Annotated in this window: 24 protein-coding genes; 12 read left to right on the plus strand and 12 right to left on the minus strand. The window is 73.4% G+C overall.

All coding sequences use genetic code 11. The features are described 5' to 3' along the window. Positions 1 to 50: 50 nt before the first annotated feature. Positions 51 to 1640: an MFS transporter gene (locus tag ACJ9NR_RS11890; protein ID WP_412487505.1), complete on the minus strand. Its 1590-nt coding sequence runs from the start codon at positions 1638 to 1640 to the stop codon at positions 51 to 53. 189 nt (positions 1641 to 1829) lie between these two features. Here ACJ9NR_RS11890 and panB point away from each other — a divergent pair, with 189 nt between their 5' ends. From panB to ACJ9NR_RS11905, 3 genes are all read left to right on the plus strand, one after another. Continuing rightward, a complete protein-coding gene (gene panB, locus ACJ9NR_RS11895) occupies positions 1830 to 2705 on the plus strand; it encodes a 3-methyl-2-oxobutanoate hydroxymethyltransferase (protein WP_412487506.1) in 876 nt (291 codons plus the stop codon). A gap of 157 nt (positions 2706 to 2862) precedes the next feature. Further along, positions 2863 to 3888, plus strand: a complete 1026-nt coding sequence (locus ACJ9NR_RS11900) for an ATP-binding cassette domain-containing protein (protein ID WP_412487507.1) — start codon at positions 2863 to 2865, stop codon at positions 3886 to 3888. Further along, positions 3885 to 4763: an ABC transporter permease gene (locus tag ACJ9NR_RS11905; RefSeq protein WP_412487508.1), complete on the plus strand. Its 879-nt coding sequence runs from the start codon at positions 3885 to 3887 to the stop codon at positions 4761 to 4763. Before ACJ9NR_RS11900 ends, ACJ9NR_RS11905 begins: the two co-directional genes overlap by 4 nt. A gap of 29 nt (positions 4764 to 4792) precedes the next feature. Here ACJ9NR_RS11905 and ACJ9NR_RS11910 read toward each other — a convergent pair whose 3' ends face one another. Continuing rightward, the gene (locus tag ACJ9NR_RS11910) at positions 4793 to 8095 is read right to left on the minus strand and encodes an AfsR/SARP family transcriptional regulator (protein WP_412487509.1); all 3303 of its coding nucleotides are present in this window, start codon (positions 8093 to 8095) and stop codon (positions 4793 to 4795) included. A 201-nt stretch (positions 8096 to 8296) separates the two neighbouring features. Here ACJ9NR_RS11910 and ACJ9NR_RS11915 point away from each other — a divergent pair, with 201 nt between their 5' ends. Beyond that, positions 8297 to 9064, plus strand: coding sequence for a site-2 protease family protein (locus ACJ9NR_RS11915; protein ID WP_412487510.1), 768 nt, complete (start codon positions 8297 to 8299; stop codon positions 9062 to 9064). Here ACJ9NR_RS11915 and ACJ9NR_RS11920 read toward each other — a convergent pair. Both ACJ9NR_RS11920 and npdG read right to left on the minus strand, forming a co-directional pair. Continuing rightward, positions 9049 to 9225 (minus strand): hypothetical protein, encoded by a 177-nt coding sequence (locus tag ACJ9NR_RS11920; RefSeq protein ID WP_412487511.1) that lies wholly within the window; start codon positions 9223 to 9225, stop codon positions 9049 to 9051. The two genes, ACJ9NR_RS11915 and ACJ9NR_RS11920, sit on opposite strands and share 16 nt — an antisense overlap. Before the next feature lie 106 nt (positions 9226 to 9331). Next, the gene (gene npdG, locus ACJ9NR_RS11925; protein ID WP_412487512.1) at positions 9332 to 10048 is read right to left on the minus strand and encodes an NADPH-dependent F420 reductase; all 717 of its coding nucleotides are present in this window, start codon (positions 10046 to 10048) and stop codon (positions 9332 to 9334) included. Between the two features lie 301 nt (positions 10049 to 10349). On the opposite strand from npdG, the gene ACJ9NR_RS11930 reads away from it, so the two are divergent. Together ACJ9NR_RS11930 and ACJ9NR_RS11935 are read left to right on the plus strand one after the other, a co-directional pair. Continuing rightward, positions 10350 to 10988, plus strand: a complete 639-nt coding sequence (locus ACJ9NR_RS11930; protein ID WP_412487513.1) for a hypothetical protein — start codon at positions 10350 to 10352, stop codon at positions 10986 to 10988. A gap of 76 nt (positions 10989 to 11064) precedes the next feature. Beyond that, positions 11065 to 12396 carry an MFS transporter gene (locus ACJ9NR_RS11935; protein WP_412487514.1) on the plus strand — a complete coding sequence of 444 codons (1332 nt, stop codon included), beginning with the start codon at positions 11065 to 11067 and terminating at the stop codon, positions 12394 to 12396. Between the two features lie 10 nt (positions 12397 to 12406). Here ACJ9NR_RS11935 and ACJ9NR_RS11940 read toward each other — a convergent pair whose 3' ends face one another. After that, positions 12407 to 12637 carry a hypothetical protein gene (locus ACJ9NR_RS11940; RefSeq protein WP_412487515.1) on the minus strand — a complete coding sequence of 77 codons (231 nt, stop codon included), beginning with the start codon at positions 12635 to 12637 and terminating at the stop codon, positions 12407 to 12409. 58 nt (positions 12638 to 12695) lie between these two features. Here ACJ9NR_RS11940 and map point away from each other — a divergent pair, with 58 nt between their 5' ends. Next, positions 12696 to 13553, plus strand: a complete 858-nt coding sequence (gene map / locus ACJ9NR_RS11945) for a type I methionyl aminopeptidase (RefSeq protein WP_412487516.1) — start codon at positions 12696 to 12698, stop codon at positions 13551 to 13553. A gap of 48 nt (positions 13554 to 13601) precedes the next feature. Here the strand turns inward: map and ACJ9NR_RS11950 are convergent, their stop codons facing one another. Continuing rightward, positions 13602 to 14258, minus strand: coding sequence for a PhzF family phenazine biosynthesis protein (locus ACJ9NR_RS11950; protein ID WP_412487517.1), 657 nt, complete (start codon positions 14256 to 14258; stop codon positions 13602 to 13604). A gap of 252 nt (positions 14259 to 14510) precedes the next feature. On the opposite strand from ACJ9NR_RS11950, the gene efeO reads away from it, so the two are divergent. From efeO to ACJ9NR_RS11970, 4 genes are read left to right on the plus strand one after another with little or no spacing between them, the layout of a single operon-like run. Next, positions 14511 to 15662: an iron uptake system protein EfeO gene (gene efeO / locus ACJ9NR_RS11955; RefSeq protein WP_412487518.1), complete on the plus strand. Its 1152-nt coding sequence runs from the start codon at positions 14511 to 14513 to the stop codon at positions 15660 to 15662. Positions 15663 to 15674: 12 nt separating this feature from the next. Further along, positions 15675 to 16967: an iron uptake transporter deferrochelatase/peroxidase subunit gene (gene efeB / locus ACJ9NR_RS11960; protein ID WP_412487519.1), complete on the plus strand. Its 1293-nt coding sequence runs from the start codon at positions 15675 to 15677 to the stop codon at positions 16965 to 16967. Between the two features lie 3 nt (positions 16968 to 16970). Then, a complete protein-coding gene (gene efeU, locus ACJ9NR_RS11965; protein ID WP_412487520.1) occupies positions 16971 to 17843 on the plus strand; it encodes an iron uptake transporter permease EfeU in 873 nt (290 codons plus the stop codon). Continuing rightward, positions 17803 to 18804, plus strand: a complete 1002-nt coding sequence (locus tag ACJ9NR_RS11970; protein WP_412487521.1) for an SCO2278 family lipoprotein — start codon at positions 17803 to 17805, stop codon at positions 18802 to 18804. The genes efeU and ACJ9NR_RS11970 overlap by 41 nt, the downstream gene beginning before the upstream one ends. A gap of 38 nt (positions 18805 to 18842) precedes the next feature. Here ACJ9NR_RS11970 and ACJ9NR_RS11975 read toward each other — a convergent pair whose 3' ends face one another. The 5 genes from ACJ9NR_RS11975 to ACJ9NR_RS11995 form a co-directional block, all read right to left on the minus strand. Beyond that, a complete protein-coding gene (locus ACJ9NR_RS11975; RefSeq protein ID WP_412487522.1) occupies positions 18843 to 19583 on the minus strand; it encodes a bifunctional DNA primase/polymerase in 741 nt (246 codons plus the stop codon). A 38-nt stretch (positions 19584 to 19621) separates the two neighbouring features. Further along, positions 19622 to 20284: a TetR/AcrR family transcriptional regulator gene (locus ACJ9NR_RS11980; protein ID WP_412487523.1), complete on the minus strand. Its 663-nt coding sequence runs from the start codon at positions 20282 to 20284 to the stop codon at positions 19622 to 19624. Between the two features lie 41 nt (positions 20285 to 20325). Next, positions 20326 to 21309 carry a small ribosomal subunit Rsm22 family protein gene (locus ACJ9NR_RS11985; RefSeq protein WP_412487524.1) on the minus strand — a complete coding sequence of 328 codons (984 nt, stop codon included), beginning with the start codon at positions 21307 to 21309 and terminating at the stop codon, positions 20326 to 20328. Positions 21310 to 21559: 250 nt separating this feature from the next. Then, positions 21560 to 22735, minus strand: coding sequence for a serine hydrolase domain-containing protein (locus ACJ9NR_RS11990; RefSeq protein WP_412487525.1), 1176 nt, complete (start codon positions 22733 to 22735; stop codon positions 21560 to 21562). Next, entirely contained in the window at positions 22687 to 23982 is a 1296-nt protein-coding gene (locus ACJ9NR_RS11995; RefSeq protein ID WP_412512691.1) for a multidrug effflux MFS transporter, read from the minus strand. Before ACJ9NR_RS11995 ends, ACJ9NR_RS11990 begins: the two co-directional genes overlap by 49 nt. A 217-nt stretch (positions 23983 to 24199) precedes the next feature. Here ACJ9NR_RS11995 and ACJ9NR_RS12000 point away from each other — a divergent pair, with 217 nt between their 5' ends. Next, positions 24200 to 24970, plus strand: coding sequence for an SDR family oxidoreductase (locus tag ACJ9NR_RS12000; RefSeq protein WP_412487527.1), 771 nt, complete (start codon positions 24200 to 24202; stop codon positions 24968 to 24970). Between the two features lie 266 nt (positions 24971 to 25236). On the opposite strand, the gene ACJ9NR_RS12005 is transcribed toward ACJ9NR_RS12000, so the two are convergent. Then, positions 25237 to 26388, minus strand: a complete 1152-nt coding sequence (locus ACJ9NR_RS12005; protein WP_412487528.1) for a D-alanyl-D-alanine carboxypeptidase family protein — start codon at positions 26386 to 26388, stop codon at positions 25237 to 25239. Between the last annotated feature and the right edge of the window lie 128 nt (positions 26389 to 26516).

The raw sequence follows: 26516 nt of genomic DNA on the forward strand, positions 1-26516 counted from the left end.
CTGGTCCGATTCTCCCTTGTGTACGGCACCTCCGAGCACGTCGGAAGGAGTTATTCCGCCGCTGCCACCAACTCCTGCCGCTCCTCGCCCGCCTGACGGGCCGGCGGCTTCCCGGGCAGGAAGAGGAAGACCACCAGCGCGCCGAGCAGCGCGACGCCCGTGCCGCACAGGGCGGTGACGTGCATGGCGTGCAGGAAGGAGTCGTTGGCCGGGGTGACGAGGCCCCTGCCCCGCGGGCCCAGCTTCGCGGCGACGCCGAGCGTGGCCTCGATGGACTCGCCGGCGGTCTCCCTGAGACCCTTCGGGAGCAGGCCCAGCTTGTCCTCGATGCCGGTGCGGTACGCCGCGGACAGCACCGAGCCGAGCACCGCGATGCCGAGCGCGCCGCCGACCTGGCGGAAGGTGTTGCTGAGCGCGGAGGCGGAGCCGGCCTTCTCACGGGGCAGCGCCTGCATGATGACGACGCTGGTCGGCGTCATCACGTGCGCCATGCCGGTGCCCATGAGGAAGAAGACGACCTCCAGCACCCAGATCGGGGTGTCCGCCTCGAAGCCCGCGAAGGCGGCGAGCATGCCGGCGAGCAGCAGCAGACCGGCTCCGCTGGTGACCTTGTTGCCGAACCGGTCGACGACCAGCCGGGCCCGCGGTGCGAAGATCATCTGCGCGGCGGCCAGCGGCAGCATCAGCAGACCGGACTGCAGCGGCGAGTAGCCGCGCACGCTCTGGGTGTAGAAGACGGAGAAGAAGGTCACGCCCATCAGCGCGAAGAAGACCAGCGCGATGGCGCCCATGGCGGCCGAGAACACCTTGTTCTTGAAGTACGTGACGTCCAGGGACGGGTGGTCGCTGCGCTTCTCGAACACCACGAACAGGGCGAGCACGAGGAGACCGGCGCCGATGGTGGACAGCACCGTCGCGTCCGTGAAGTCGGCGAGCTCGCCGCCCTTGATGATGCCGTAGACGAGCAGGACGAGGCCGACGACGGACAGGACCACGCCGATCGGGTCGACCCGGCCCGGCCTGGGGTCCCGGGAGTCGGGCACCAGCCAGATCATCAGCGCGAGGGCGAGGAGCACGATCGGCACGTTGATCAGGAAGACGGAGCCCCACCAGAAGTGGTCGAGGAGCAGGCCGCCGGTGATGGGGCCTATGGCGATCGCGAGGCCGACGCCGCCGGCCCAGATGCCGATGGCCTTGGGCTGCTCCTCGCGCTCGAAGACGTTCATGAGGACGGCGAGGGTGGCCGGCATGACGAAGGCGGCACCGAGGGCCATCAGCGCGCGGAAGGCGATGAGCTGGGCCGGCGAGCCGGACTCGGCGGCCAGCGCGGAGCCGGCGCCGAACACGACGAGGCCGCCGAGCAGTACCTTCTTGCGGCCCACCCGGTCGCCGATGAGGCCCGCGGTGAACAGCAGGCCCGCGAAGACGAGCGTATAGGCGTTGATCGCCCACTCCAGCTGGCTCTGCGTGGCGCCGAGGCCGGTGGGAGCCGGGGTGGAGATCGTCTTGATGGCGACGTTCAGGATCGAGTTGTCGAGCACCACGATCAGCAGGCTCAGCATCAACACGCCGAGGATCGCCCAACGGCGCCGGTGCACCTCTTCGGGGATCCGGCCGACGGTGGCAGGTGGAGTGGTCATGCGCTCCAGCCTAGGCAATTCAGATACGAGACCGTACCGTATCGAAATGTTTTTACCCAGCCCTTACACAGGCCCCCGCGCGGTCGCGTGACGCAGGTCCCCTTGGCTGGGACTGGCACGAGGTGCCACCATGGACCTGATCCGGGGACGCCGTCAGGGCGCCTCGAGATGACTGAAGGAGCCGTTGCCATGACGCAGCTCTCGGCTGCCCAGCCCGCGCAGAACAAGCCCTCCGACGGAACCAAGGCGCTGTACGGGGGCAAGAGCACCCGCCGCGTCACCGTGCGCGACATCGCCCTCGCCAAGGAGCGCGGCGAGAAGTGGCCCATGCTCACCGCCTACGACGCGATGACCGCGTCCGTCTTCGACGCGGCCGGGATCCCGGTGCTGCTCGTCGGCGACTCGGCGGGCAACTGCCACCTCGGGTACGAGACGACCGTACCCGTGACCCTGGACGAGATGACCATGCTGTCGGCCGCGGTGGTGCGCGGCACCCGGCGCCCCCTGATCGTCGGCGACCTGCCGTTCGGCTCCTACCAGGAGGGCCCGGTGCAGGCGCTGCGCTCGGCGACCCGGCTGGTCAAGGAGGCCGGGGTCGGCGCGGTCAAGCTGGAGGGCGGCGAGCGCTCGCACGAGCAGATCCGCCTCCTCGTGGAGTCCGGCATCCCGGTCATGGCCCACATCGGCCTGACCCCGCAGTCCGTCAACGCCATGGGCTACCGCGTCCAGGGCCGCGGCGAGGAGGCCGCCCAGCAGCTGCTGCGCGACGCGAAGGCCGTGCAGGACGCGGGCGCGTTCGCGGTGGTGCTGGAGCTGGTCCCGGCGGAGCTGGCGGCCGAGGTGACGCGCGTGCTGCACATCCCGACGGTCGGCATCGGAGCCGGGCCGGACACCGACGCGCAGGTCCTCGTCTGGACCGACATGCTCGGCCTGACCCCGGGCCGGATGCCGAAGTTCGTCAAGAAGTACGCCGACCTGCGCGAGGTCATGGGCGACGCCGTGAAGGCGTTCGCCGACGACGTCGTCGGCGGGACCTTCCCGGCGGAGGAGCACTCCGTCCACTGAGCCACTGCGGCACCACGGCAGCCCGCCGATCTTCCCCCGTCGGCGGGCTGCCGCTTCGTCGGCCGGCCGGCGCCGTGTCGGTGGCCCGCAGGCGCCGGCGGCGCCGTGTCGGCGGCCTGTCGGTCGTTTGTCGGTGGGGCCTGGCACCGTTCGGGTCATGACGCGAATCGACAACGACGCCAGTGGCGGCGGCATGGCCGTCACCGTGCGGGGGATGGTCAAGCACTACGGCGAGACCAAGGCGCTGGACGGCGTCGACCTGGACGTGCGCGAGGGCACCGTGATGGGTGTGCTCGGGCCGAACGGGGCCGGCAAGACCACCCTCGTGCGGATCCTGTCCACCCTGCTCGCACCGGACGCCGGCCGGGCGACCGTCGCCGGGTACGACGTGCTGCGGCAGCCGAGGCAGCTGCGCCGGGTGATAGGACTCACCGGGCAGTACGCCTCGGTGGACGAGAAGCTCCCCGGCTGGGAGAACCTCTACATGATCGGGCGGCTGCTCGACCTGCCGCGCAAGGACGCCCGCGCCCGTGCCGACGAACTGCTGGAGCGGTTCTCCCTCACGGACGCCGCCAAGCGCCCCGCGAGCACCTACTCCGGCGGTATGCGCCGCCGGCTCGACCTCGCCGCCTCGATGATCGGGCGCCCCGAGGTGCTGTTCCTCGACGAGCCCACCACCGGGCTCGACCCGCGCACCCGCAACGAGGTGTGGGACGAGGTCAAGGTCATGGTCGGCGAGGGCGTGACCGTCCTGCTGACCACGCAGTACATGGAGGAGGCCGAGCAGCTCGCCTCGGAGCTGACCGTCGTGGACCGCGGGAAGGTCATCGCGGGCGGCGCCATCGACGAGCTGAAGGCCAGAGTCGGCGGGCGGACGCTGCGGGTGCGGCCCGCCGACCGGGGGCAGCTGCGACCGCTCGCCGACGCTCTCGACGAGCTCGGCATGACCGGGCTCGCCACCACGGCCGTCGACGCCGACACCGGCACCGTGCTGGTGCCGGTCCTCAGCGACGAGCAGCTGACCGCCGTGGTCGGTGTGGTCATGGCGCGCGGCATCACCATCAGCTCCATCACCACCGAACTGCCCAGCCTGGACGAGGTGTTCCTGTCCCTCACCGGCCACCGCGCCAGTGCCCCGCAGGACGCCGTGCCCACCGAGACCCGCGAGGAGGTCGCCGTATGAGCTCCCACCCGTCGCCCACCGCCACCCTGGACGAGGCGCTTCACGCCGCCCCTTCCCCCACCGCCACCGCGGCCGCGCCGGCCGCCGTCGCCGACGCCCGGATCACGCTGCGCGGCCACCTGCGCCACACCGGCGCCCTGATCCGCCGCAACCTGCTGTGGATCAAGCAGGACCCGGAGTCGATGTTCGACGCGCTGCTGATGCCCGTCGTCTTCACCCTGCTGTTCGTGTACGTCTTCGGCGGCTCGATCGGGCAGGCCCTGGGCGGCGGTCAGGACGGGTACGTGCAGTACGTCATCCCGGGCATGATCGCGATGATGAGCATGACGCTGTCCCAGGGCGTCGGCACCGGCTTCAGCCAGGACTTCAACTCCGGTGTCATGGACCGCTTCCGGTCCCTGCCGATCGGCCGCGGTTCGGTGCTGTTCGCGAAGATCTCCGTCGAGCTGGTGCGGATGCTGTTCGCGACCACCGTGCTGATGGTCGTCGCCGTGCTGGTCGGCTTCGACATCCACCACTGGGCCGGCCTGTTCGCGGCCGTCGGGCTGTCCGCGGTGTTCGCCTCCTCGATCATGTGGGTGTTCCTCACCCTGGGCGTGGTCCTGAAGAACGCGCAGTCCGTGCAGGCGATGGGCTTCCTGGTGCTGTTCCCTCTGCAGTTCGGCTCGTCGATCTTCGCGCCGACGAAGTCGATGCCGGGCTGGCTGCAGGCCTTCACCGACTACAACCCGCTGTCCACGCTCGCGGACGCCGCGCGCGGGCTGATGGTCGGCGGCCCGGTCGCGCACGACCTGTGGGTGACGCTGGGCTGGTCGGTGGCGATCACCGCGGTGGCGGCGCCGTACGCGATCCACAAGTTCCGCACCAAGAGCTGACGTCCGGGCCCGTGCGTTGACGGCCCGGGTCAGACCAGGGCGGCGGCCTCCTCCGCGGAGAGGCCGCCGCCCTCCGCGTACGCGGCCTCGTACGTCTCCTCGTCCAGGGCGGCGCGGGTGCGTGCCACGGCCTGGCCGAGCGTCTCCCGCTCGAGGGACGAGGGGACGTGGCGGGGCGGCAGGGCCGCATGCGCCGCGCCGAGGCAGCGGGCGGCGTCGCGGGCGCGGCCGCCGCCGTCGAGGCCGGCCAGGGCGCCGGCCGCGATCGTCAGATAGGTGGAGCGCATGGACGGGGCGATGGCCTCGGAGAGCGGCTCGCCGGCCCGCGCGAGCGCCTGCCGGATCTTGACCAGGGCCTCCTCGTAGCGGCCGTCGGCGCCGTCCAGCCAGGCCTCGGTGCCGAGGATGAACGCGTCGAAGACGACGAAGTGCGCGATCTTGAACTGCTCGCGCAGCAGCCGGACCTGCTCGCGCGCCTGCGGGATCCGGCCGGTCATGCCGTAGCGGCCCGCCAGGAACAGCCGGGCGGCGGGCATCGCCTCGTTGCCCGAGCCGTCCTGCCGGGCGATCACCTCGCGCAGCAGCCGCTCGCCGCGCTCGGGCTCGCCCGCCTCCATCAGCGCGGCGCCGAGCCGGGCGCTGAGCACGGCCACCTGGGCGCGGGCGCCGAGGCGCTCGGCGTGCTCGATCGCGGACCGGTAGTCGGCGGCGGCCGCCTGCCAATCGCCCCGCTTCTCGTTCGCCTCGCCGCGCGCGGAGAGCGCCTCCGCCGTGCCCCACAGATCGCCGAGCCGGCGGTAGATCTCCAGTGCCTCGTCGGCGTCACGGGTCGCGTCGCCCGCCCAGTCGCTGCGGTTGGCGAGCAGGTTGGCACGCATGTGCAGGGCGGCGGCGAGCTCCCACTCGTACCCGGGCGTGGCCCGGCAGGTGCGGACGGTGCTCTCGATCACCTCGTGCAGTCTCCTCATGTCGCCGGTGAGCATGACGGCGAAGAGCCAGAGGGAGCCGGGGGTGCGGCAGGTCTGCGGCAGCCCCGGGGCGTACGTCTCGGAGATGATGCGCAGCTTCGCCTGCGCCTGCGGTGTCTGCCAGGACTCCAACTCGGTGTCCATGCAGGCGAGATGGACGAGGTGCAGACCGCGCCGGGCCTCGTCGAGCAGCGCGCCGCTCCAGGGCGGCGGGGTGTCCGTGCAGCGCTCCCACAGCGGCGGGGCGGGGCGGACGGGCTCGGTGAACGGGTCGGGGCCGAGGGCCTGGACATCCCGGGACCAGTTGCGGGCCTCGATGCGCAGGTCGCGCATCTGCCAGTACCAGCCCAGCGACAGCACCAGGCAGAGCGCCTCCTGCTCCTCGCGCTCGGCGACGGCGTGGCGCAGCGCGCTGCGCAGGTTCTCGTACTCCCGCTCCAGCCGGGCGATGGCGGCGCGCTGCCCGGGGCCGCGCAGCAACGGGTCGGTGCGGCGGGCGAGTTCGCGGTAGTACGTGCGGTGGGCGCGCCCCGCCTCCGGCTGTCCGCCCGCCTGAGCCAGGCGCTCGCCCGCGTACTCGCCGACGGTCTCCAGGAGCCGGTAGCGCATCTCGCCGTCGCCCGAGGGGGCGGCCACGACGAGGGACTTGTCGACGAGCGAGCCCAGGGCCTGCAGGGCCGCGGGACCGCAGACGGCCTCGGCGGCGGCGAGGTCGCAGCCGCCGGCGAACACCGACAGGCGGCACAGCACGTCCCGTTCGTCCTCGTCGAGCAGCTCCCAGGACCAGTCGACGACCGCGCGCAGGGTCTGCTGCCGCGGCAGGACCGTACGACTGCCGGAGGTGAGCAGCCGGAAGCGGTCGTCGAGCCGGTCGGCGATCTGGCGGGGCGTGAGCATGCGCAGCCGGGCGGCGGCGAGTTCGATGGCGAGCGGGAGCCCGTCGAGGCGCCGGCAGATCTCGGCGCACGCCTCCGGGTCGTCCTCCACCCGGAAGCCGGGCCGGGCGGCGGCTCCCCGGTCGGCGAGCAGCCGCAGGGCGACCGGCTCCGGCAGCGGCTCCACCGGGCGCAGCAACTCCCCCGGTACGCCGAGGGGTTCACGGCTCGTGGCGAGCACCGTCAGCTCCGGGCAGCGCTTCAGCAGCTCCTCCACGAGCCGGGCGGCGGCGTCGACGACGTGCTCGCAGTTGTCCAGGACGATCAGCATGCGGCGCCTGCCGCAGTGCTCGGCGAGCCGCTCCAGGGGATCGTCGTGCCGGTCGCTGCCGGCGGCCCGCATCGCCTCGGCCCCGGCGCCGTACAGCACGGTCTCGCGGGCTCCGACGGCGGTGAGGACGGCCTCCGGTACGGCTTCGGGGTCGTCGACGGGGGCCAGTTCGGCCAGCCACACCCCGTCCCGGGCCGCGTACCGCACGGTCTCGGCGGCCTCCTGCGACAGCCGCGTCTTGCCGGCCCCGCCGGGGCCGAGCAGCGTGACCAGACGGGCCGCCGCGAGGTCGCCGCGGATGGCGTCGATGTCGGCCTCCCGGCCGACGAAGGAGGTGAGACGGGCACGCAGGTTGCCGGGGCGCGCGGCCTCCCGCGAGGCGGGGACGGGGGCTGCGGGCCGCTCACCGCGCGCGAGCGGCGCGGTGCCGCTCCCGCCCAGCAACTCCTGGTGGAGGGCGGCCAGTTCGGGGCCGGGATCGGAACCCAGCCGGTCCGCCAGCAGCCGCCGTACGGCCTCGAAGGCGGCCAGCGCCTCCGCGGTGCGGCCCGCGTCGCGCAGGGCGCGCAGGCGCAGGGCCTGGAGCGGCTCGTCCAGCGGGTGGGTGTCGCACAGGGCGGTCAGTTCCGGCAGCGACTGCTCGGCATGGCCCAGGGCGAGGGCGGCGGTGTGCCGGGCCCGCAGGGCGTCGAGGCGGCGGCTGTCCCAGCGGGCCGCCTCGGCGGTGCGGTCGGGCAGGTCGGCGAGGGCGGGGCCGCGCCACAGGCCGAGGGCGTCGTCGAGGACGACGGCCGCCTTGGCGGGGTCGCCGTCGGCGAGCGCACGGACGCCCTCGCCGGTCAGCCGCTCGAAACGGTGCAGGTCGACGTCGTCGGGCCGGGCCGCGAGCCGGTAGCCGCCCTCGGCGGAGGCGACGGCGTCCGCGCCGATGGCCCGGCGCAGCCGCCCGACCAGTGCCTGCAGCGCGCCCGGCGCGTCGGCGGGCGGCTCGCCGTCCCAGACCTCGTCGAGCAGCACACTCACCGGCACGGTGCGGCCGGCCCGCAGGGCCAGCACGGTCAGCAGGGCACGCAGCCGCGCCCCGCCGGCCTGGACGGGTGTGCCGTCGGGGCGGAGCGCCTGGGTGGTGCCGAGGATGCGGTAGCGCACGGGGTCCATTGTCTCCGTAGACGTCGGGGCCGGTCACGGGGTTCGGGCGGGCGGTGGGTCGGCGCGGGCGGCGCCTGCCTCCCCGGGCGGCGGCGGAGCCCCGGCCCACCCTTCCACGGAACCCCCGCACCCCCGCGAGACGTTTTCCCCGTGCGCCCGGTACCGTCGGGCCGTCCCACCGCGTGGGGAAAGCATCGTCCAGGGAGTTTCATGACCACCGCCACCACCAGCCGCGGCGACCGGAGGGTCAGCCCCGTCTTCCTCGGGATCCTGGCCGTCACGGCGGTGACCGGATGGGCCACCTGGACCGGGTTCGCCGAGCGGCCGGGCGTGGCCGTGTTCCTGTTCGTGACGGCGGCCTGGGTGGTCTCGCTGTGTCTGCACGAGTACGCCCACGCGCGCACCGCGCTGCACAGCGGCGACATCACGATCGGCGCGAAGGGCTACCTCACGCTGAACCCGATGAAGTACACGCACGCGCTGCTGAGCGTCGTGCTCCCGGTGATCTTCGTGATCATGGGAGGCATCGGTCTGCCGGGCGGCGCCGTCTTCATCGAGCGGGGCCGGATCCGGGGGCGCTGGCGGCACAGCCTGGTCTCCGCCGCGGGCCCGCTGACGAACGTCCTGTTCGCGGCCGTGTGCACCGCGCCGTTCTGGCTGCACGCCCTGGACGGCGTGCCGGGCGACTTCCGGTACGCCCTGGCCTTCCTCGCCCTGCTCCAGGTCAGCGCGGCGATCCTGAACTTCCTGCCCGTCCCGGGCCTGGACGGCTACGGCGTCATCGAGCCCTGGCTGCCGCCGGGCGCCAAGCGCCAGGTGGAGCCGTTCGCGCCGTTCGGCCTGCTGTTCGTGTTCGCGCTGCTGTGGCTGCCGTCTGTCAACGGGGTGTTCTTCGACCTCGTCGACGCGATCCTGCGCGGGCTCGGCGTCGGCGACGGGGACGCCTCCTACGGCTACAGCCTCTACCGCTTCTGGTAGGCGCCCCTGCCCCGCTTGACGTAGTACCAGCACATGTTGCTGGACAGCCCCGCCAGCAGGATCCAGACGATCCCGAGCCAGCTGCCCTTCGCGAAGGAGACCACGGCCGCGGCCACGGCGAGGATGAAGACGATCAAGGCGTAGACGCCAAGGCGGGGCATTTCGTTCGGCTCCTGTCGACAGGCTCGGAGGAACGCCGCACGGGCTCGGCAGAACACCGCGCGGGTTCGGGGGACACTGCTACCGCCTCCAGTGTCCCCCACCCGCTCACACGTCCGTCACGCGGAGCCCGGCGTGCGCCTTGTAGCGGCGGTTCACCGAGATCAGGTTCGCCACCAGCGACTCGACCTGGTGGGCGTTGCGCAGCCGGCCGGCGAAGACGCCGCGCATGCCCAGGATGCGCCCGGCGAGCGCCTGCACGACCTCGACGTCGTCCCGCACCTCGCCGAGCACCATCACGTCGGTGTCGATCTCGGCGGTCTCCGGGTCCTGCAGCAGCACGGCCGACAGATGGTGGAAGGCGGCCGTGACCCGCGAGTCCGGCAGCAGGGCGGCGGCCTGCTCGGCGGCGCTGCCCTCCTCCGGCCGGATCGCGTACGCGCCCTTCTTGTCGAAGCCGAGCGGGTTGACGCAGTCCACGACCAGCTTGCCGCCCAGCTCCTCGCGCAGCGCCTCGAGCGTCTTGCCGTGGCCCTCCCACGGCACGGCGACGATCACGACGTCACTGCGGCGCGCGCACTCGGCGTTGTCGGCACCCTCCACACCGTGCCCGAGCTCCTCGGCCGCGGCCCGCGCCCGCTCGGCGGCCCGCGAGCCGATGATCACCTTCTGCCCCGCCCTGGCCAGCCGGAAGGCCAGCCCCTTGCCCTGCGGCCCGGTCCCGCCGAGGACGCCGACGACCAGTCCGGAGACGTCGGGGAGGTCCCAGGGGTCCTTGGCGGGGGCCTTCGCGGGGGTCTGTGCAGCACTGTCGCTAGAGGTCATGCGCCGACTTTACGTCCGCCCCGGGCGGCGCCGCCGGTCAGGTGAGCCGCGTCACGGGCACCGTCCGGGAGACGGTCCGCCCGGCCTCCCCGACGTCGCCCGTCCGGAGGCGGATCCGGCGGCGGAGCCCGGCGGTCCGGGCGTCGAACCGTACGGGATCGGGATGGGATCAGGGCCGGATCGGGCCGGGATCGCGGGGCGGGCGGTCCGTCGCTCCGTCGTTCGCCCGCCGTCCCCCGGCCGGGCGAATCGGCGGCGAACTCCCGTGCCCGGCCGGGCGATCGGTGCAGGATGCGTGCGTATGGATGCCGTACGGGTCGCGCTGCTGCGCGAAGTCCTCGCCGGGACCGAGTGGTTGGGCGCCACGCGCCGCTTCGCGGGGGCGCTGCGCGGCTCGGTGGTGTCGCACGGCGGGGGGCTGCTGCTCGTCGGCACCGAGGAGTACGAGCCCTGGCACCTCGCGGCCCACCTGGTGGACGAGGCCGCCTGGTCCGGCACCCCGGAGCTGACCCCGACCCTCGTACGCCACGACGCGCGCCCCACCGACCCCGCGCACCTGGCGGTCGGCCTGGGCCGCCTCTCGGCGGCCCGGCGCGGCGAGACGCTCCTCGTGGTGTCGCCGTGGCAGTCCCCCGGCGCTGGCGCGTCCGGGAGCGGGCCGAGTCCGCACGCCCCCCTCCTGGAACGGGTCAGCGACGCCCGCCGGGCCGGCACGACCATCCTCACCCTGGGCCCGGAGGAGAACGACCTCACGTCGATGGCCCACGAGGCCCTGGCGGTCCCGGCCCCCGCCGAGCTCGACCTCGACACGGTCCAGCACCTGGTCAGCGCGGCAGCCGGCGAGAACGCCCTGCCGTCCCCGCGAGGCCACCGCCGCCTGCGCGACCGCCTGGCCCGCCTGGCCGACCACCTGACGGCGCCACCGCCCGCGGGGTGGTAGGGGCACCCGTCCGCCGGCACCCGCCCCGCCGAAAAGCAGTTGCCGCGCGGGGCGTCGCGCCCGAGCATGGCCGCTCGTGACCGCCGACTCCCCCGGGCCCGCCGCCCCGCGCACCTCCCGCCTGCGCGCCCTCCTGCCCGATCTCACCCCCTGGCGGGCCTCCGCCGACTTCCGGCGGCTGTGGGTGTCGGGGACGGTCTCGAACTTCGGCAGCTTCCTGACCTTCGTCGCCCTGCCGGTGCAGCTGAAGGAGCTCACGGACTCGGCGGCCGCGGTCGGGGCCGTCGGGGCGGTGGAGCTGCTGCCGCTGCTGGTGTTCGGGCTGTACGGGGGTGCGCTCGCCGACGCGCTGGACAAGCGGAAGCTGATCGTGTGGACGGAGGCGGGGCAGGGCCTGCTGTCCGCCGCGCTGCTGCTCAACGCCCTGCTGCCGAACCCCGCAGTCTGGCCGCTGTACGTGGTGGCGGCCCTGTCCTCGGCACTGGTCTCGGTCCAGCGCCCGGCGATCGACTCGCTCTGGCCCCGGATCGTGGCCCATGAGCACCTGCCCGCCGCGGCCGCGCTGAACTCCCTGCGCTGGACGGTCGGCGGCGTCGCGGGCCCCGCGGTCGCGGGCGTCGTGGTGGCGTACGCGGGACTCGGCTGGGCCTACGGCGCGGACCTGCTGACCTTCGCCGTCTCCGTCGCCCTGATCGTCCGCATCGCCGCCTCCCCCGCCGCGCAGGAGGCCGCGAAGCCGTCGCTGAGGGCGATCGCGGAGGGCGCCCGCTACGCCTGGAGCCGCAAGGAACTCCTCGGCACCTACGCCGTGGACCTGGCGGCGATGTTCCTGGCGATGCCGCTGGCCGTGCTGCCGTTCCTCGCGGACGACCTGGGCGCGGACTGGTCCCTGGGCCTGATGTACGCGACCGTCCCCCTCGGATCGCTGCTGGTGAGCCTGACCAGCGGCTGGACCTCACGCGTGCACCGCCACGGCCGCACGGTGGCGCTGTCGGCCGCCCTGTGGGGCCTGGCGATCGCGGCGGCCGGCATCGTCGACGACGTCTGGCTCGTGCTGCTGTTCCTCACCGTGGCGGGCGGCTGCGACATGGTCAGCGGGATCTTCCGCGGGGCCATGTGGAACCAGACGATCCCGGACGAGCTGCGCGGCCGCCTCGCCGGCATCGAGCTGCTGTCGTACTCGGTCGGACCGACCCTCGGCCAGGTCCGCTCGGGCGGCTTCGCCGCCTGGTGGGGCGTACGGGCGTCCGTGTGGTCCGGCGGCCTGCTGTGCGCGGGCGCGGTCGGCCTGCTCGCCCTGTGCCTGCCGAAGCTGATGACGTACGACGTCCGCACGAACGAGCACGCGGTACGGATGCGCGCCCGCCGCACGGCGGCCGTTGCGGACGGCGCTGCGGCGCGGACCTGATCGGTGTTGGTCAGTCCTCGTCGGCGGTCCCGGCCGGGGTGTCCTGCCACCTGGGGTCGTTGTCCCACTCCAGGTTGCGCTCCCGGGCCGTCTCCATCGCGTGCTCGGCCTCCTGCCGGGAGGCGTAGGGCCCGAACCGGTCCTTGGCGGGGCACTCCGGCCCCTCCTCGGCCTTCTTGTGCTTCAGGCAGTAGAACCATTCGCCCGGCTTGCCGACCGTGCGCTTCTTGAACAAGGCCATGACCCGCTCCTCTCGCCACGGACATCTTCCCCGACGGAGGCTCGTTAGACTCGCTCGCATGTCTGGCCAGTCACTGCTCGTCCCTGGGGAGCTGTCCCCCACCCGTTCCGTGCCCGGGAACATCCGCCGTCCCGAGTACGTCGGCAAGCCCGCGCCGACGCCGTACACCGGCCCGGAGGTGCAGACGCCCGAGACGATCGAGGCGATGCGGGTCGCCGGCCGGATCGCCGCGCGGGCGATGGAGGAGGCCGCGAAGCTGATCGCGCCGGGGGTCACCACCGACGAACTCGACAGGGTCGCCCACGAGTACATGTGCGACCACGGCGCCTACCCCTCCACGCTGGGCTACCGCGGCTTCCCCAAGTCCCTGTGCACCTCCGTCAACGAGGTGATCTGCCACGGCATCCCGGACTCGACGGTGCTGCGCGACGGCGACATCGTGAACCTGGACGTGACGGCGTACATCGGCGGGGTGCACGGCGACAACAACGCGACCTACCTGGTGGGAGACGTCGACGAGGAGAGCCGCCTGCTGGTGGAGCGCACCCGCGAGTCCCTCGACCGCGCCATCAAGGCGGTCAGGCCGGGCCGCCAGATCAACATCATCGGCCGCGTGATCGAGTCGTACGCCAAGCGCTTCGGCTACGGCGTGGTCCGCGACTTCACCGGCCACGGCATCAACTCGTCCTTCCACTCGGGCCTGATCATCCCGCACTACGACAGCCCGCACGCGACGACGCCGATCCGGCCCGGGATGACCTTCACGATCGAGCCGATGCTGACGCTCGGGACGCACGAGTACGACATGTGGGACGACGGCTGGACGGTCGTCACCAAGGACCGCAGGCGGACGGCCCAGTTCGAGCACACGCTGGTGGTGACGGAGACGGGAGCGGAGATCCTCACCCTCCCGTGAGGGCGCGGGCCGGACCCGGGCACCGGCGCTCGGTCCGGTGCCCGCCGCTCAGCGCTCCGGCTGGCGCTCCAGGTACACCCGGCCGCCGATCTCGACCCAGCCGTACGGCTGCGGCGCGGCCAGTATCTGCGAGCCCGCGCCCTGCGTGATGTTGAGCGCCCTGCCCAGCCGGTCGGTCAGCAGCAGGGCGGCGGCGCCGGTCGCCTCGTCCTCGTCGATGCCGTCGTCACGGCCGGGGAAGCCGCGTGCGCGGACGCGGCCCGCGGGCTCGTCCTCCCAGGCCCAGGCGTAGATCCATTCCCCCTTCGGCGGCACGGCGAGCGCCTCGACCTCGGCGGCCGTGGCGTACTGACGCAGCGTCCGCGGCGGCGCCCACTCCGCGCGCGCCTCGATCCAGCAGAACTCCCCGTCCTGCCGGGCCCCGACGGCCCCGGCCGGCGTCAGCAGTTCGGGCACGTCGAGCAGCCAGGCCGCACCGACACACGGGTGCCCGGCGAACGGCAGCCGCGAGGTGGGCGTGTAGATGTCGACGACTCCGCGCTCCGGGTCGTCGACGAACACGGTCTCGCTGAAGCCGAGTTTCGCGGCGAACGCCTGCCGCTGCGCCCGCTCGGGCATGACGGATCCCTCACGGACGACGCCGAGTTCGTTGCCGTAGCCGCCGTCGGGAGCGCAGAAGACGCGGAGCACGTCGTAGTCGGTCACCCCGGCATTGAAGCATCGCGCGGGCGGCGAGGGCGTCCCAGGTGGCGGAGACGGTGCACGCGGACCCCTTGACTTCCACTTGGGTGTTTCTTGGTGATTGCCTTACCTTTACGTGATCCGTCCGTGCCCATACGGCGTCCATGAGAGCTGAATCACCGCATGGGCGGACTCCAGGCAGGCAAGCCTTAGATAAGTTAGGCGAGCCTCACCAACCTTGGTGTGAGCCGACACGCGATTTCTCTTGGAGCCCGGATGCCAGCCGCCAGACTCTCCGTCGTCACCGCCGTTGCGACCGCGGCGGCCCTGACCGCCGTCACGGGCTGCACGCAGAAGAGCAAGGCGGAGGGGGACGCCGCGATCAAGGTGACGGCCGCCGACTCCAGGTGCGAGACCTCCACGAAGTCCGTGCCGGCCGGCCAGGTCACGCTGAGCATCGAGAACAAGGGCTCCAAGGCGACCGAGGTCGAGATCCTCTTCCCGGACGACCGGATCGTGTCGGAGAAGGAGAACATCGGGCCGGGCACCGAGTACTCGCTGACCGCCGAGGTGAAGGCGGGTGACTACGAGATCGCCTGCCGCCCCGGTATGAAGGGCCACGGCATCCGGCAGAAGCTCACCGTCACCGGCTCCGCCGCCGCGGCCAAGCACGACCCGCGGCTGGACAAGGCCGTCGCCGCCTACCGCCGGTACGTGCAGGGGCAGGCCGACGCGACGATCCCGAAGGTGGCGGCCTTCGCCGAGGCGATCAAGGCCGGTGACCTGACGGCCGCCCGGAACGCCTACGCCCCCTCCCGCGTCGGCTGGGAGCGCACCGAGCCGATCGCCGAGTCCTTCGGCGACATCGACCCGAAGACCGACGCGCGCGCCGACGGCCTGGAGAAGGGCCAGAAGTGGACCGGCTGGCACGCGCTGGAGAAGGCGCTGTGGCAGGACCAGAGGATCGGCCCCGCCGAGAAGACGCTCGCCGGCCAGCTGGTCTCCGACCTCGAGAACTGGCAGAAGCGGGTCGGTGAGGCCGAGATCACCGCGACCTCCATGGCCAACGGTGCCAAGGAACTGCTCGACGAGGTCGCCACCGGCAAGGTCACCGGTGAGGAGGACCGCTACGCGCACACCGACCTGAGCGACTTCAAGGCCAACGTCGAGGGCGCGCAGCGGGCGTACGAGCTGCTGAAGCCGGTGGCGCGGGAGAACGACAAGGCGCTGACCACCGAACTCGACAAGCAGTTCGCCGCGCTGGACGCGACGCTCGACACGTACCGCACGAACGATCCGCGGGCGAAGGCGATGAACGGATTCGTGTCGTACGACCAGGTCAGCGAGGCCCGGCGCAAGGAGCTCTCGGACGCGGTGAACGCGCTCGCCGAGCCGCTGTCCAAGCTCGCCGCCGCCGTCGCGAAGTAGGGACCGACCGATATGACGGACACCCAGGAAGCCGCCACCGCCTCCGCCGGCCGCAGGCCGTCACGGCGCTCGCTGATCGGCTGGGGCGGGGCCGGGCTCGCGCTCGGTGCCGCCGCGGCCGGCGGCGGGGTCGCGCTGAGCCGGGCCGGCGCCGACGCGGACCCGGCCGCCGCCGAGTCGGGCGCCGCGGTCGCCTTCCACGGCGCCCACCAGGCCGGCATCGCCACGCCGGTGCAGGACAGGCTGCACTTCGCCGCGTTCGACCTGCAGACCGAGGACCGCGCCGAGTTCGTGCGGATGCTGAAGGACTGGACGGCGGCCGCGCGCCGGATGACGGCCGGGAAGCCGGTCGGTGACGGCGCGTACGGCGGTCTCGCCGAGGCGCCGCCGGACGACACCGGTGAGGCGCTGGGCCTGAAGCCCTCGCGGCTGACGCTGACGATCGGCTTCGGTCCCTCGCTGTTCGAGCGCTACGGCGAGCGGTTCGGCATCGAGGACAGGCGGCCCGAGGCCCTGGTGGACCTCCCGCACTTCGCCGGCGACAACCTCGAGCGGACCCGCACCGGCGGCGACCTGTGCGTCCAGGCCTGCGCGGACGACCCGCAGGTGGCGGTGCACGCCATCCGCAACCTCGCCCGGATCGGCATGGGCAAGGTCAACGTCCGCTGGTCGCAGCTCGGTTTCGGCAAGACCTCGTCCACCACCCCGGGCGCGCAGACCCCGCGCAACCTGATGGGCTTCAAGGACGGCACCCGCAACATCGCGGGTACGGAGACCGACCGGCTGAAGAGGTTCGTGTGGGTCGGCGAGAGGGACGTCGACGAGAAGTCGGCCTGGATGACCGGCGGCTCCTACCTCGTCGCCCGGCGCATCCGGATGCACATCGAGACCTGGGACCGCGCCTCGCTGCGGGAGCAGGAGGACGTCTTCGGCCGGGACAAGGGCACCGGCGCCCCGGTCGGCAGGGCCGAGGAGCACGACGAGCCGTTCCTGAAGGCGATGAAGCCCGACGCGCACGTCCGGCTCGCCCACCCCGACTCCAACAACGGGATCACGATCCTGCGCCGGGGCTACTCCTTCACCGACGGCACCGACGGCCTCGGCCGGCTCGACGCCGGTCTGTTCTTCCTCGCCTACCAGCGCGACGTCCGCGAGGGGTTCATCCCCCTGCAGCGCAGGCTCTCGGCTCAGGACGCCCTCAACGAGTACATCCAGCACGTGGGTTCGGCGGTCTTCGCGGTCCCGCCCGGCGTCCGTGACACGGACGACTGGTGGGGCGGCACGCTGTTCTCCAAGGAGGCGTAGCCCGTGTTCTCCAACTACCTGATCGGCCTGCGCGAGGGTCTGGAAGCCAGCCTCGTCGTCTGCATCCTGATCGCCTACCTGGTCAAAACGGGCCGCCGGGACGCTATCCGGCCCATCTGGATCGGCATCGCCATCGCGGTCGTGATCGCGATGGGCTTCGGCTGCGTCCTCGAATTCGGCTCGCAGGAGCTGACGTTCCAGGCGCAGGAGGCCCTCGGCGGCTCCCTGTCCGTCCTCGCGGTCGGCCTGGTGACGTGGATGGTGTTCTGGATGCGGCGCACCGCCCGGCACCTGAAGTCCGAACTGCACGGCAAGCTGGACGCGGCCCTCGCGATGGGCACCGGCGCCCTGGTCGCCACCGCCTTCCTCGCCGTGGGCCGCGAGGGCCTGGAGACCGCCCTGTTCGTGTGGGCGTCGGTGCACGCGGCCAGCGACGGCACCCCGCGCCCGCTGATCGGGGTGGCCCTGGGCCTGGCGACCGCGGTCCTGCTGGGCTGGCTGTTCTACCGCGGCGCCCTGAGGATCAACCTGGCGAAGTTCTTCACCTGGACCGGCGGCATGCTGGTCGTGGTCGCGGCGGGCGTGCTCGCGTACGGCTTCCACGATCTGCAGGAGGCCGACTGGCTGCCCGGTCTGACGCGGCTCGCCTTCGACATCAGCGGCACCGTCCCGCCCGACAGCTGGTACGGCACGCTCCTGAAGGGCGTGTTCAACTTCCAGCCCGACCCGACCGTTCTCCAGGTCACGGTGTGGCTGCTGTACCTGGTCCCGACGCTCGCGCTGTTCTTCGCCCCGGTAGGGTTCGCCTCCGGGAAGGGGAAGGTGAAGTCACCTGATGAGCAGGGATCGCGGCCCTCGAAGGCTTCGCAGGCTTGAGCGCGGCGCACTGGTCGCGGCCTCGCTGACCGCTCTGTCGATGACGGCGAGCGGTTGTGTGGTGGTCCACGGGGAGCGCGAGGTGCTCCCGGCCGCCACCCGCGCCGAGGCCGCGAAGGCGATGGAGCAGTTCGTCACGGCGTACAACAAGGCGGACAAGGCGTACGACAGTTCGCTCGACGCCGGCCATGTCACCGGCGCCCTGGGCGACATCGACGCGGCCCGCCTGAAGGCCGGTCACACGATCGACCCGGACGGCAATCCGTCGCACACGCCGCTGAAGCTGACCGACGCGAGGTACACGATCCCCAAGAAGGCGGGCTGGCCGCGCTGGTTCGTGGCGGACGCGCGGGGCAACAAGGGCGGCGATCTGCGGTGGCTGCTGGTGTTCACCCGGGACGGCCTGGGCGAGACGTGGAAGGCGGCGTATCTGACGCTCGTCTCCCCCGGCACGCTGCCGAAGGTGCGCGAGGACGCGAACGGCCTCGCCGAGGCGGTGCCCGCCGACTCCGCCGGGCTCGCCGTCGCGCCGCGGGACCTGAGCCGGGACTACGTGACCTACCTGAAGAAGGGCGGCAGGACCTTCGCCCCCGGCCCGCAGACCGACCGCCGGCGCGCGCAGCGCGAGAAGGAGGCCAAGCGGCCCGGCCTGGTCACCCAGTACATCGACGAGCCGCTGATCAGCGGCGACTACGCCCCGCTGGCGCTGCGCACCGCGGACGGCGGCGCGCTGGTGTTCTTCACCACCCGCCGCTACGAGAAGCAGACGGCGGCCGCGGGCACCACGATCTCCGCGCCGAACGCGAGCGTGAAGGCGCTGACGACCGGGGAGATCAAGCAGTCGCTGACGATGGAGTTCGTCTCCAACGGGGTGGCGCTGGACCCGGAGCGGGACGCGGGCGGCGGGCAGGTGTCGGTCCTGTCCCGGCTGGAGGGGCTGACCTCGGCCCAGGGGTCGTAGCCGGCCGGGTCCGGTGGCTCGGCGGCGGGTCCGGTGGCTCAGCGGTGCGAGGGCCAGGCCGGGCTCAGGTGGTCGGCCTCCTCGCCGGCGTGGCGGGCGCATTCGTCGGTGAGGATCTCGAGCAGGCTCAGCGGGTCCGGCAGCGGGTGCTCCGGGCCGCGCACCCAGTGCACGGCCGGGGCGCCGTCACCGGGCAGCCGGGCGGGCGGTACGAGGACGTAGGACCCGCGGCAGTGCCAGCGCAGTCCGGGATGCTCGTCCATCGTCTCGGGGTGGCAGTCCAGCTCGCAGGGCCACCACTCGTCCTCGTCCTCGGGAGTGCCGCGGGTGAGGGTGAAGAAGAAGAGCCGGCCGTCGTCGCTCTCCGCGACGGGGCCGACCTCGACGCCGGAGGCGAGCAGCCGCCGAAGCGCCTGCCGTCCCGCCTCCACGGGTACGTCCAGCACGTCGTGCACCATGCCGGTCGCGGTGATGAAGTTGGCCTCCGGCTGGTGCCGGGCCCAGTGCTCGATCTGCGCGCGGTCGGTGGTGGACTGCGTCTGCCAGGCGAACGAGACCGGGTGGCGGGCCGGGGTGGGACAGCCCACGCGGTCGCAGGAGCACCCGTAGCCGGGGGCGGGATGGGCGGCGGGTGCGAGCGGCAGACCCGCTCCGGCGGCGGCCAGCAGCAGGGCTTCACGGCCGCCGTCGCCGGCGCCGGCCTCCTGCGGGCGGCGTCCGCGCAGCCACTGGGAGAGTCTGCCCTGCCGGCCGGTCCGGCCGCCGAACTCCGCGCTCATCTATCTCCTCGCCTCGCCGTCGTGCGGTCCAGCATGCCCTATGGTCCCACCGGACCGCCCTCCGGGGTGCCAGAAGGGACATCCCGGGTACGGGGGGCGAGACCGTGCAACGCGTACTCGACGAGGGTGTCGGTGTAGGCGTGGGAGATCGGTCCCGTCTGCTGGAGCCAGCGCTGGGCCAGCGGCGAGACGAAGAGCTCCAGGGCGATGCGCGGGTCGGCGTCGGGCCGGATCTCACCGGTGTGCTGCGCCGAGCGCAGCCGGGCGGCGTAGCGCCCGAGCCGGGGTTCCAGCAGTTCGGCGAGGAACATCCGGCCCACCCGCTCGTCGACCAGGCCCTCGGCGGCCAGGGCGCGGGCGGGCACCGCGAAGCGGGGGTCGAGGAGCTCGTCGACGGTGGTCCGCAGCACCGCCCTGAGGTCGGCGGCGAGATCGCCGGTGTCCGGGACGGCGTGCGGCTCGTGCCCGGCCTCCCGCGCGGCCCGCTCGCCCATCTCCAGGAACGCCTCCAGCAGGACGTCCGCCTTGGATCCCCACCACCGGTAGATCGTCTGCTTGCCGACGACGGCCCGGGCGGCGATGCCCTCGACGGTGGTCCTGGGGTAGCCGGTCTCCGCGACCAGCTCCAGGGCCGCGTCGTAGATCGCGCGACGGGACCTCTCGCTGCGGCGGGTGGCGTCGGGGGCGGGCTTGTCGGCCATGGTCCGACGGTATCGCCCCGCGGCTCTGCGGCCGTCGCGCGTCACGGCGGCCAGGCGTCTCCCCAGTCCGCGTCCCGCGCCGCACGGTACCGGTCGCCGTGACGCTTGGTGACCGTCGTGCGGCGCAGTCGCCCGTCCCGCTCGCACAGGTCGAGCAGCACCTGCCCCTTGCGGATCTGCGGCCGCCGGACGACGCGGGAGGGGGCGGGCGCGGGCGGGAGGCGGGTGGCGGCGACGTAGCTGAACTTCTCGTCCTCGTAGGGCAGGGAGCCGCCCTTGACCTGCCGGTGCAGGGAGGAGCGGCTGACCCGGGCCGAGAAGTGGCACCAGTCCTCGCCGGGCACGATCGGGCAGGCCGCGCTGTGCGGGCATGGCGCGGCGACGCGGAAGCCGGCCGCGAGCAGGCGGTCGCGGGCCTCGATGACACGGGCGTAGCCGCCGGGGGTGCCGGCCTCGACGATCACCACGGCCCGGGCGGCGGCCGCGGCGTCCACCAGCGCCGCCCGGTCGGGTTCGGTCAGCTCGTTGAGCACGTAGGAGACGGTGACGAGATCGGTGTCCCCGAGGTCGGGACCGAGACCGGCATCGATCCGCGCCCGCCGCCAGTCGGTCCGCTCCAGCGCCGGGTTGGCGGCCGCGATCTCCCGGCCGAGCGCGAGGGCGGGTTCGGCCCAGTCCAGCACCGTGACACCGCGCTCACCGGGCCAGGTGGCACTCACCGCCCACGTCGCGGCACCCGTGCCCCCGCCGACGTCCACATGGCTTGCCGGCACCCAGTCGGGCACGGCGTCGGCGAACGCCCCGAGCGCGGCCCGCACCGCCTCGAACGTCGCCGGCATCCGGTACGCGGCATAGGCGGCGACGTCCGCGCGGTCCCGCAGGATGGGCGCGTCGGTCGGGGTGGCCCCCCGATAGTGGCCGATGAGCCGATCGACGGCCTGGGCGGCCCGCTTGGGCGGAAGTCCGTCCAGGAGCGCGGCGAGGGCGCCGCGCAGGGTCTCGGCCGGGGATACGGGGGCGTTCACCGGGCGATTCTAAGGGGGGCCGGGGCGTGGGGCGGCAGCGCCCGGCGGGGTGCGCACCGGCCGCGGCGCCGCACCGGCCGGAGGAGCGCTGCACCGTCCGGACCGCCCGGGCCATCCGGGTCGCCGCCGCGGCCCGAGGCCGGCTGTCGGCGGACCGCCGCCGGGGGTGCACCGCGTTCGCCAGCAGCACCAGAGGGGGACCGGGCCGAGGGCCGGCCGCACCCGGCAGGGACGCGCACCAGCCGCGGCGCTACACCGGCCGGACAGCCCGGGCCATCCGGGTCGCCGCCGCGGCCCGAGGCCGGCTGTCGGCGGACCGCCGCCGGGGGTGCACCGCGTTCGCCAGCAGCACCAGGAACGTTCCCGTCGACGGGTCCAGCACCAGCGACGTCCCGGTGAAGCCCGTGTGCCCGGCGGCGCCCCGCCCCGCCAGCTCCCCCATGAACCACGGCTGGTCGACCGCGAAGCCCAGGCCCGGCGGGGTCAGCAGCAGCTCCACGAAGTCCGCGCCGAGGATGCGGGCGGGACCGTAGGAACCGCCGGCGAGCAGGGTGCGGCAGAAGACGGCGAGGTCCATGCCGGTCGAGAACATGCCCGCGTGGCCGGCGATCCCGCCGAGTGCCCACGCGTTCTCGTCGTGCACGACACCGCGCACCATGCCCCGGTCGACCTTGGCCCACGGCCGGCGCTGGTCCTCGGTCGCGGCCGCGCCGGGGCAGGGACCGAAGTCCGTGGACAGCATGCCGAGCGGCCGGGTGATCCCGTCGTGGATCAGGACGTCCAGGGTGCGCCCGGTGCTGCGTTCCAGGACGAACTGCAGCAGCAGGAAGTTGAGGTCGGAGTAGGTGTACGTGCCGGGCACCCCCACCGGTGCCTCCGCGCGCAGCCTCGCCAGCCGCTCGGCGTCGTCGGCGCAGTCGTAGAGCGGGAGTTCGGGGCGCAGCCCGGAGGTGTGAGTGAGCAGTTGCCGCACGGTGACGCCGTGCCGGGCGGCGGCGGAGAACTCCGGCAGGTACGCGCCGACCCGGGCGTCGATGCCGAGGGTGCCGCGCTCGATCTGCTGCACGGCGGCGACCGCGGTGAACAGTTTGGTGATCGAGGCCAGGTCGAAGGGGGTGTCGACGGTCATGGGGACCCGTGCGCCGGCGGGCAGTTCGACCCCGCGGTCGGTCTCGGCGTCGTAGGCCGCGTACCGCACGGCCCAGCCGGCCGCCTCCTCGACGGCGATCACCGGGCCGCGCCCGGCGACCACCACGGTGCCCGCGGCCCACGGATGCTCACCGGTGGTGAGGTCGCGGACCTCCTGGACGAGGTGGCGGAGTTCGCCGGGGTCGAGTCCTGCCCGTTCGGCGGTGTCCCTGCGCAGTTTCGGTGCGCTCAGCTCTCTGCTCCCTCCGCGTTCGCACGCCCGTTCCAAGGACGGCACATTCCCACGAAGCAGGCCAGGGCCACCAGTGCGGCGGCCAGTTGGACGACGGCCATCGGGACGGCGGTGTGCTCCCCGGCGACCCCGACGAGCGGGGAGGCGACGGCGCCGATGAGGAACGAGGACGTGCCGAGCAGCGCGGACGCGGAGCCGGCGGCCTGCTGGGTGCGCATCAGGGCGAGGGCCTGGGCGTTCGGCAGCGTCACCCCCATCGCGGACATCAGGACGAACAGGGCGGCGGCGACGGGCGGGAGCCCGACGGTGCCGAGGACGCCGGTGGACATCAGCAGCAGGGCGGTCGCGGCGGCGATGACGACCGCCAGTCCCAGGCCCAGCACCCGCTCCAGCCGGACCCGGCCGACCAGCAGCTTGCCGTTGATCTGGCCGACGGCGACCAGCCCGACCGAGTTCAGTCCGAAGAGCAGGCTGAAGGTCTGCGGAGAGGCGCCGTAGATCTCCTGGATCACGAAGGGCGAGGCGGAGATGTACGCGAACAGGGCCGCGAAGGCGAAACCGCCCGCCAGCATGAAGCCGGTGAACGGGCGGTCGGCGAGGAGGCGCCGCATGGCGCGCAGGGCCTCGCCCACTCCCCCGCCGTGGCGCTCCGGTGCGGCGAGGGTCTCGGGCAGCTTCGCCCATACGAGCCCGGTCAGCGCCGTTCCGACCAGCGTGAGCACCACGAAGACGCCCCGCCAGTCCGTCACCCGCAGGATCTGCCCGCCGATCAGCGGCGCGACGACCGGGGCCACCCCGCTGATCAGCATCAGGGTGGAGAAGAAGCGGGCCATCAGCACGCCGTCGTAGAGGTCGCGGACCACGGCCCGGGCGATGACGATGCCGGCCGCGCCCGCGAGGCCCTGCGCGAGCCGGAAGGCGACCAGGACCCCGACGGTCGGCGCGAGGGCGCACAGGACGGTCGAGACGACGTAGGCGACGAGGCCGGCCAGCAGCGGGCGGCGGCGGCCCCAGCGGTCGCTCATCGGGCCGGCCACCAGTTGCCCGAGCGCCATGCCGAGCAGACAGGCGGTGAGCGTGAGCTGCACGGTCGCCGCGGGCGCGTGCAGGGAGCCGGTGACCTCCGGGAGCGAGGGGAGGTACATGTCCATCGCCAGCGGGGGCGTGGCGGTGAGACCGCCGAGGATCAGGGTGACGAGCAGTCCGGTGCGGCGCGCGGCGGGAGCGGCCGGTGCGTGTCCCGCTCCGGCCGTGTGCCGTATGTGTGCCGTCGAGGCCCCCTGCTCGGCCATGCGCCCTCCCTCTGCGAGTCGTCCGCCACCATGCTCTCAGCTCGCACCCGGTGCCGGATGCCACGGGAGGGCGCGGCCGGGTGCACGGCGGAGTGCCGCCCCGCGCGCCCGGCGCGGAGCGGGCGGGGGTCCCGGGGCGCCCCCTCGCCGGGGCGCGGCAACCGGATGGCGGACGCCTGCGTCCCGCGTGCCGGACGGTCGCCTACGCTGCGGGGCCATGGATGCCATGCGGAGGGAACAGCGGTCGAGGATCGCGGTCGTCACCGGCGCCGGCTCCGGCATCGGACGGGCGGTCGCCGTGGAACTGCTGCGCGCGGGCTGGTCGGTGGCGCTCGCGGGACGCCGCCCGGCGACGCTGCGGGAGACGGCGGCGCTGGTGCCCGGCGGGGCGGGTCTCCCCGTGCGGACGGACGTCTCGCGGCCGGAGGAGGTGGCCGCGCTGTTCGCCGCCGCCGTCGAGCGGTTCGGGCGGGTGGACCTGCTGTTCAACAACGCGGGCACGTTCGGCCCCGGCGGGGTGCCGGTCGAGGAACTGGCGTACGACGCCTGGCGGCACGTGGTGGACACCAACCTCAACGGCGCGTTCCTGTGCGCGCAGGCGGCCTTCCGGCAGATGAAGGAGCAGGAGCCGCAGGGCGGGCGGATCATCAACAACGGCTCCATCTCGGCGCACACGCCCCGGCCGCGCTCCGTGGCCTACACGGCGACCAAGCACGCGCTGACCGGGCTGACCAAGTCGCTGTCGCTGGACGGGCGGCCGTACGGCATCGCGGTCGGGCAGATCGACATCGGCAACGCGGCGACCGACATGACCTCCCGGATGCGGACCGGAGCGCTCCAGGCCAACGGCGAGATGGCGCCCGAGCCGGTGATGGACGTCGCCGACGTGGCCCGTACGGTGCGGCACATGGCCGAGCTGCCGCCGGCGGCGAACGTGCAGTTCGCGACCGTGCTGGCCACCGCGATGCCGTACGTGGGGCGGGGCTGACCGGGGCCGGCCCCGTCCGCCGGCCCACGACTCGTCAACTCCTCAACTCCTCAACTTCTACAAGCGGAATTTCTGCATCCGCTCCATAGGGGCCGGTCAAAGCCCTATGCTCGAACCACCTCCACAGGAGCTTCACACTTGGGAGGTCCTCGTTCCGTAGGCCGCACCGAGGGGGGAGACGGCAGCCGTTCCACCGCGCCGGGTGGGGGTGGATCTCGCGTGGGACCGCGGGAGAAGCACCGGCGGGTGGAACGGCTGCCGCATGTTCAGCCCGCGTGCCTGCCGCCGCTGCCCCGCATCCGCCTGCGCAGCGCCCACACCCCGCCCGCCAGCAGGACGACCGTGCTGCCCGCGCCCTCCAGCAGCCGCCAGGCGGAGGGGCTGCCGGACGCCGCGCCCGGCGGGCCGGCCGCCGCCCGGGCCGTCCTGCGCGCCGGGGTCGTCCGCGCCCCGCCCTCGCTGACCGGCTCCACCAGCGTGCCCACCGCCTTGGCCGAACGGCCCTTCGCGAAGCCCCAGTCGAGCAGCGCGGCCGTCTCCCGGTAGACGGCGTTGTAGCCGCTCTTGGGGTGCATCACGGTGACCAGCAGGGTCCGGCCGCCGCGGGTGGCGGCGCCCGTGAAGGTGTTGCCGGCGTGGCTGGTGAACCCGTTCTTGACCCCGATCAGCCCGTCGTAGGTCTTCAGGCCCCAGGAGCCGGTGAGCAGGCGGTCGGTGTTCTGGATCTGGAAGGTCTTGCCGCCGCCGGCCGGGAAGGCGGCGGTCCTGGTGTGGCAGTACTCGCGGAAGTCGGCGTTGCGCAGCCCGTGCCGGGCGAACAGGGTGAGGTCGTAGGCCGAGGACAGCTGGCCCTTGTGGTCGAAGCCGTCGGGGCTGACCACATGGGTGTCCAGCGCCTGCAGGTCCTCGGCCCTGGCCTGCATCTCGGCGACGGTCTTCGCCACCCCGCCGTTCATATGGGCGAGTACGTGCACGGCGTCGTTGCCGGAGCGCAGGAAGACGCCCTGCCACAACTGCTCGACGGTGTAGGTGATCCCGGGCTTGATCCCGACCAGGCTGGAGCCCGCCGGGATGTCGGCCAGCTCCGCCGCGGTCACCTTGTGCCGGTCGGTGCGGTGGAACCTGCCCAGCACCGTGTCGGCGAACAGCATCTTCAGCGTGGAGGCGGGGGCGAGGCGCCGGTGCGCGCCGTAGGAGGCGAGCACCTCTCCGCTGTCGCGGTCGGCGACGATCCAGGCGCTCGCGGTCAGCTTCTCCGGCAGGCCCGTGGCACCGTTCACCTGGATTCCCGCACGGGCGAGTCGCGCACCGCCGACGACGGTGGCTGCGGCGGAGGCGGGGGCCGCCGCGGTGAGCGGGACGGCGGCGGCGACCAGACCCAGGGCGGCACGCCGGGTCGGCTGAGAGAAATCGCGCATCCCGGGACCGTACACCGCGCCCAGCAGCGGCTTCCCGTCAGCAGGCCCTCCGGGGCACGCGAATGGCCTGTCTCAGGGAATGACGGGAATGGCCCGTCTCCGGGAATGACGCAGACCGAAGCCGGGGA

It is taken from the genome of Streptomyces sediminimaris (assembly GCF_047049295.1).
GTDB classification, from domain to species: Bacteria; Actinomycetota; Actinomycetes; order Streptomycetales; family Streptomycetaceae; genus Streptomyces; species Streptomyces sediminimaris.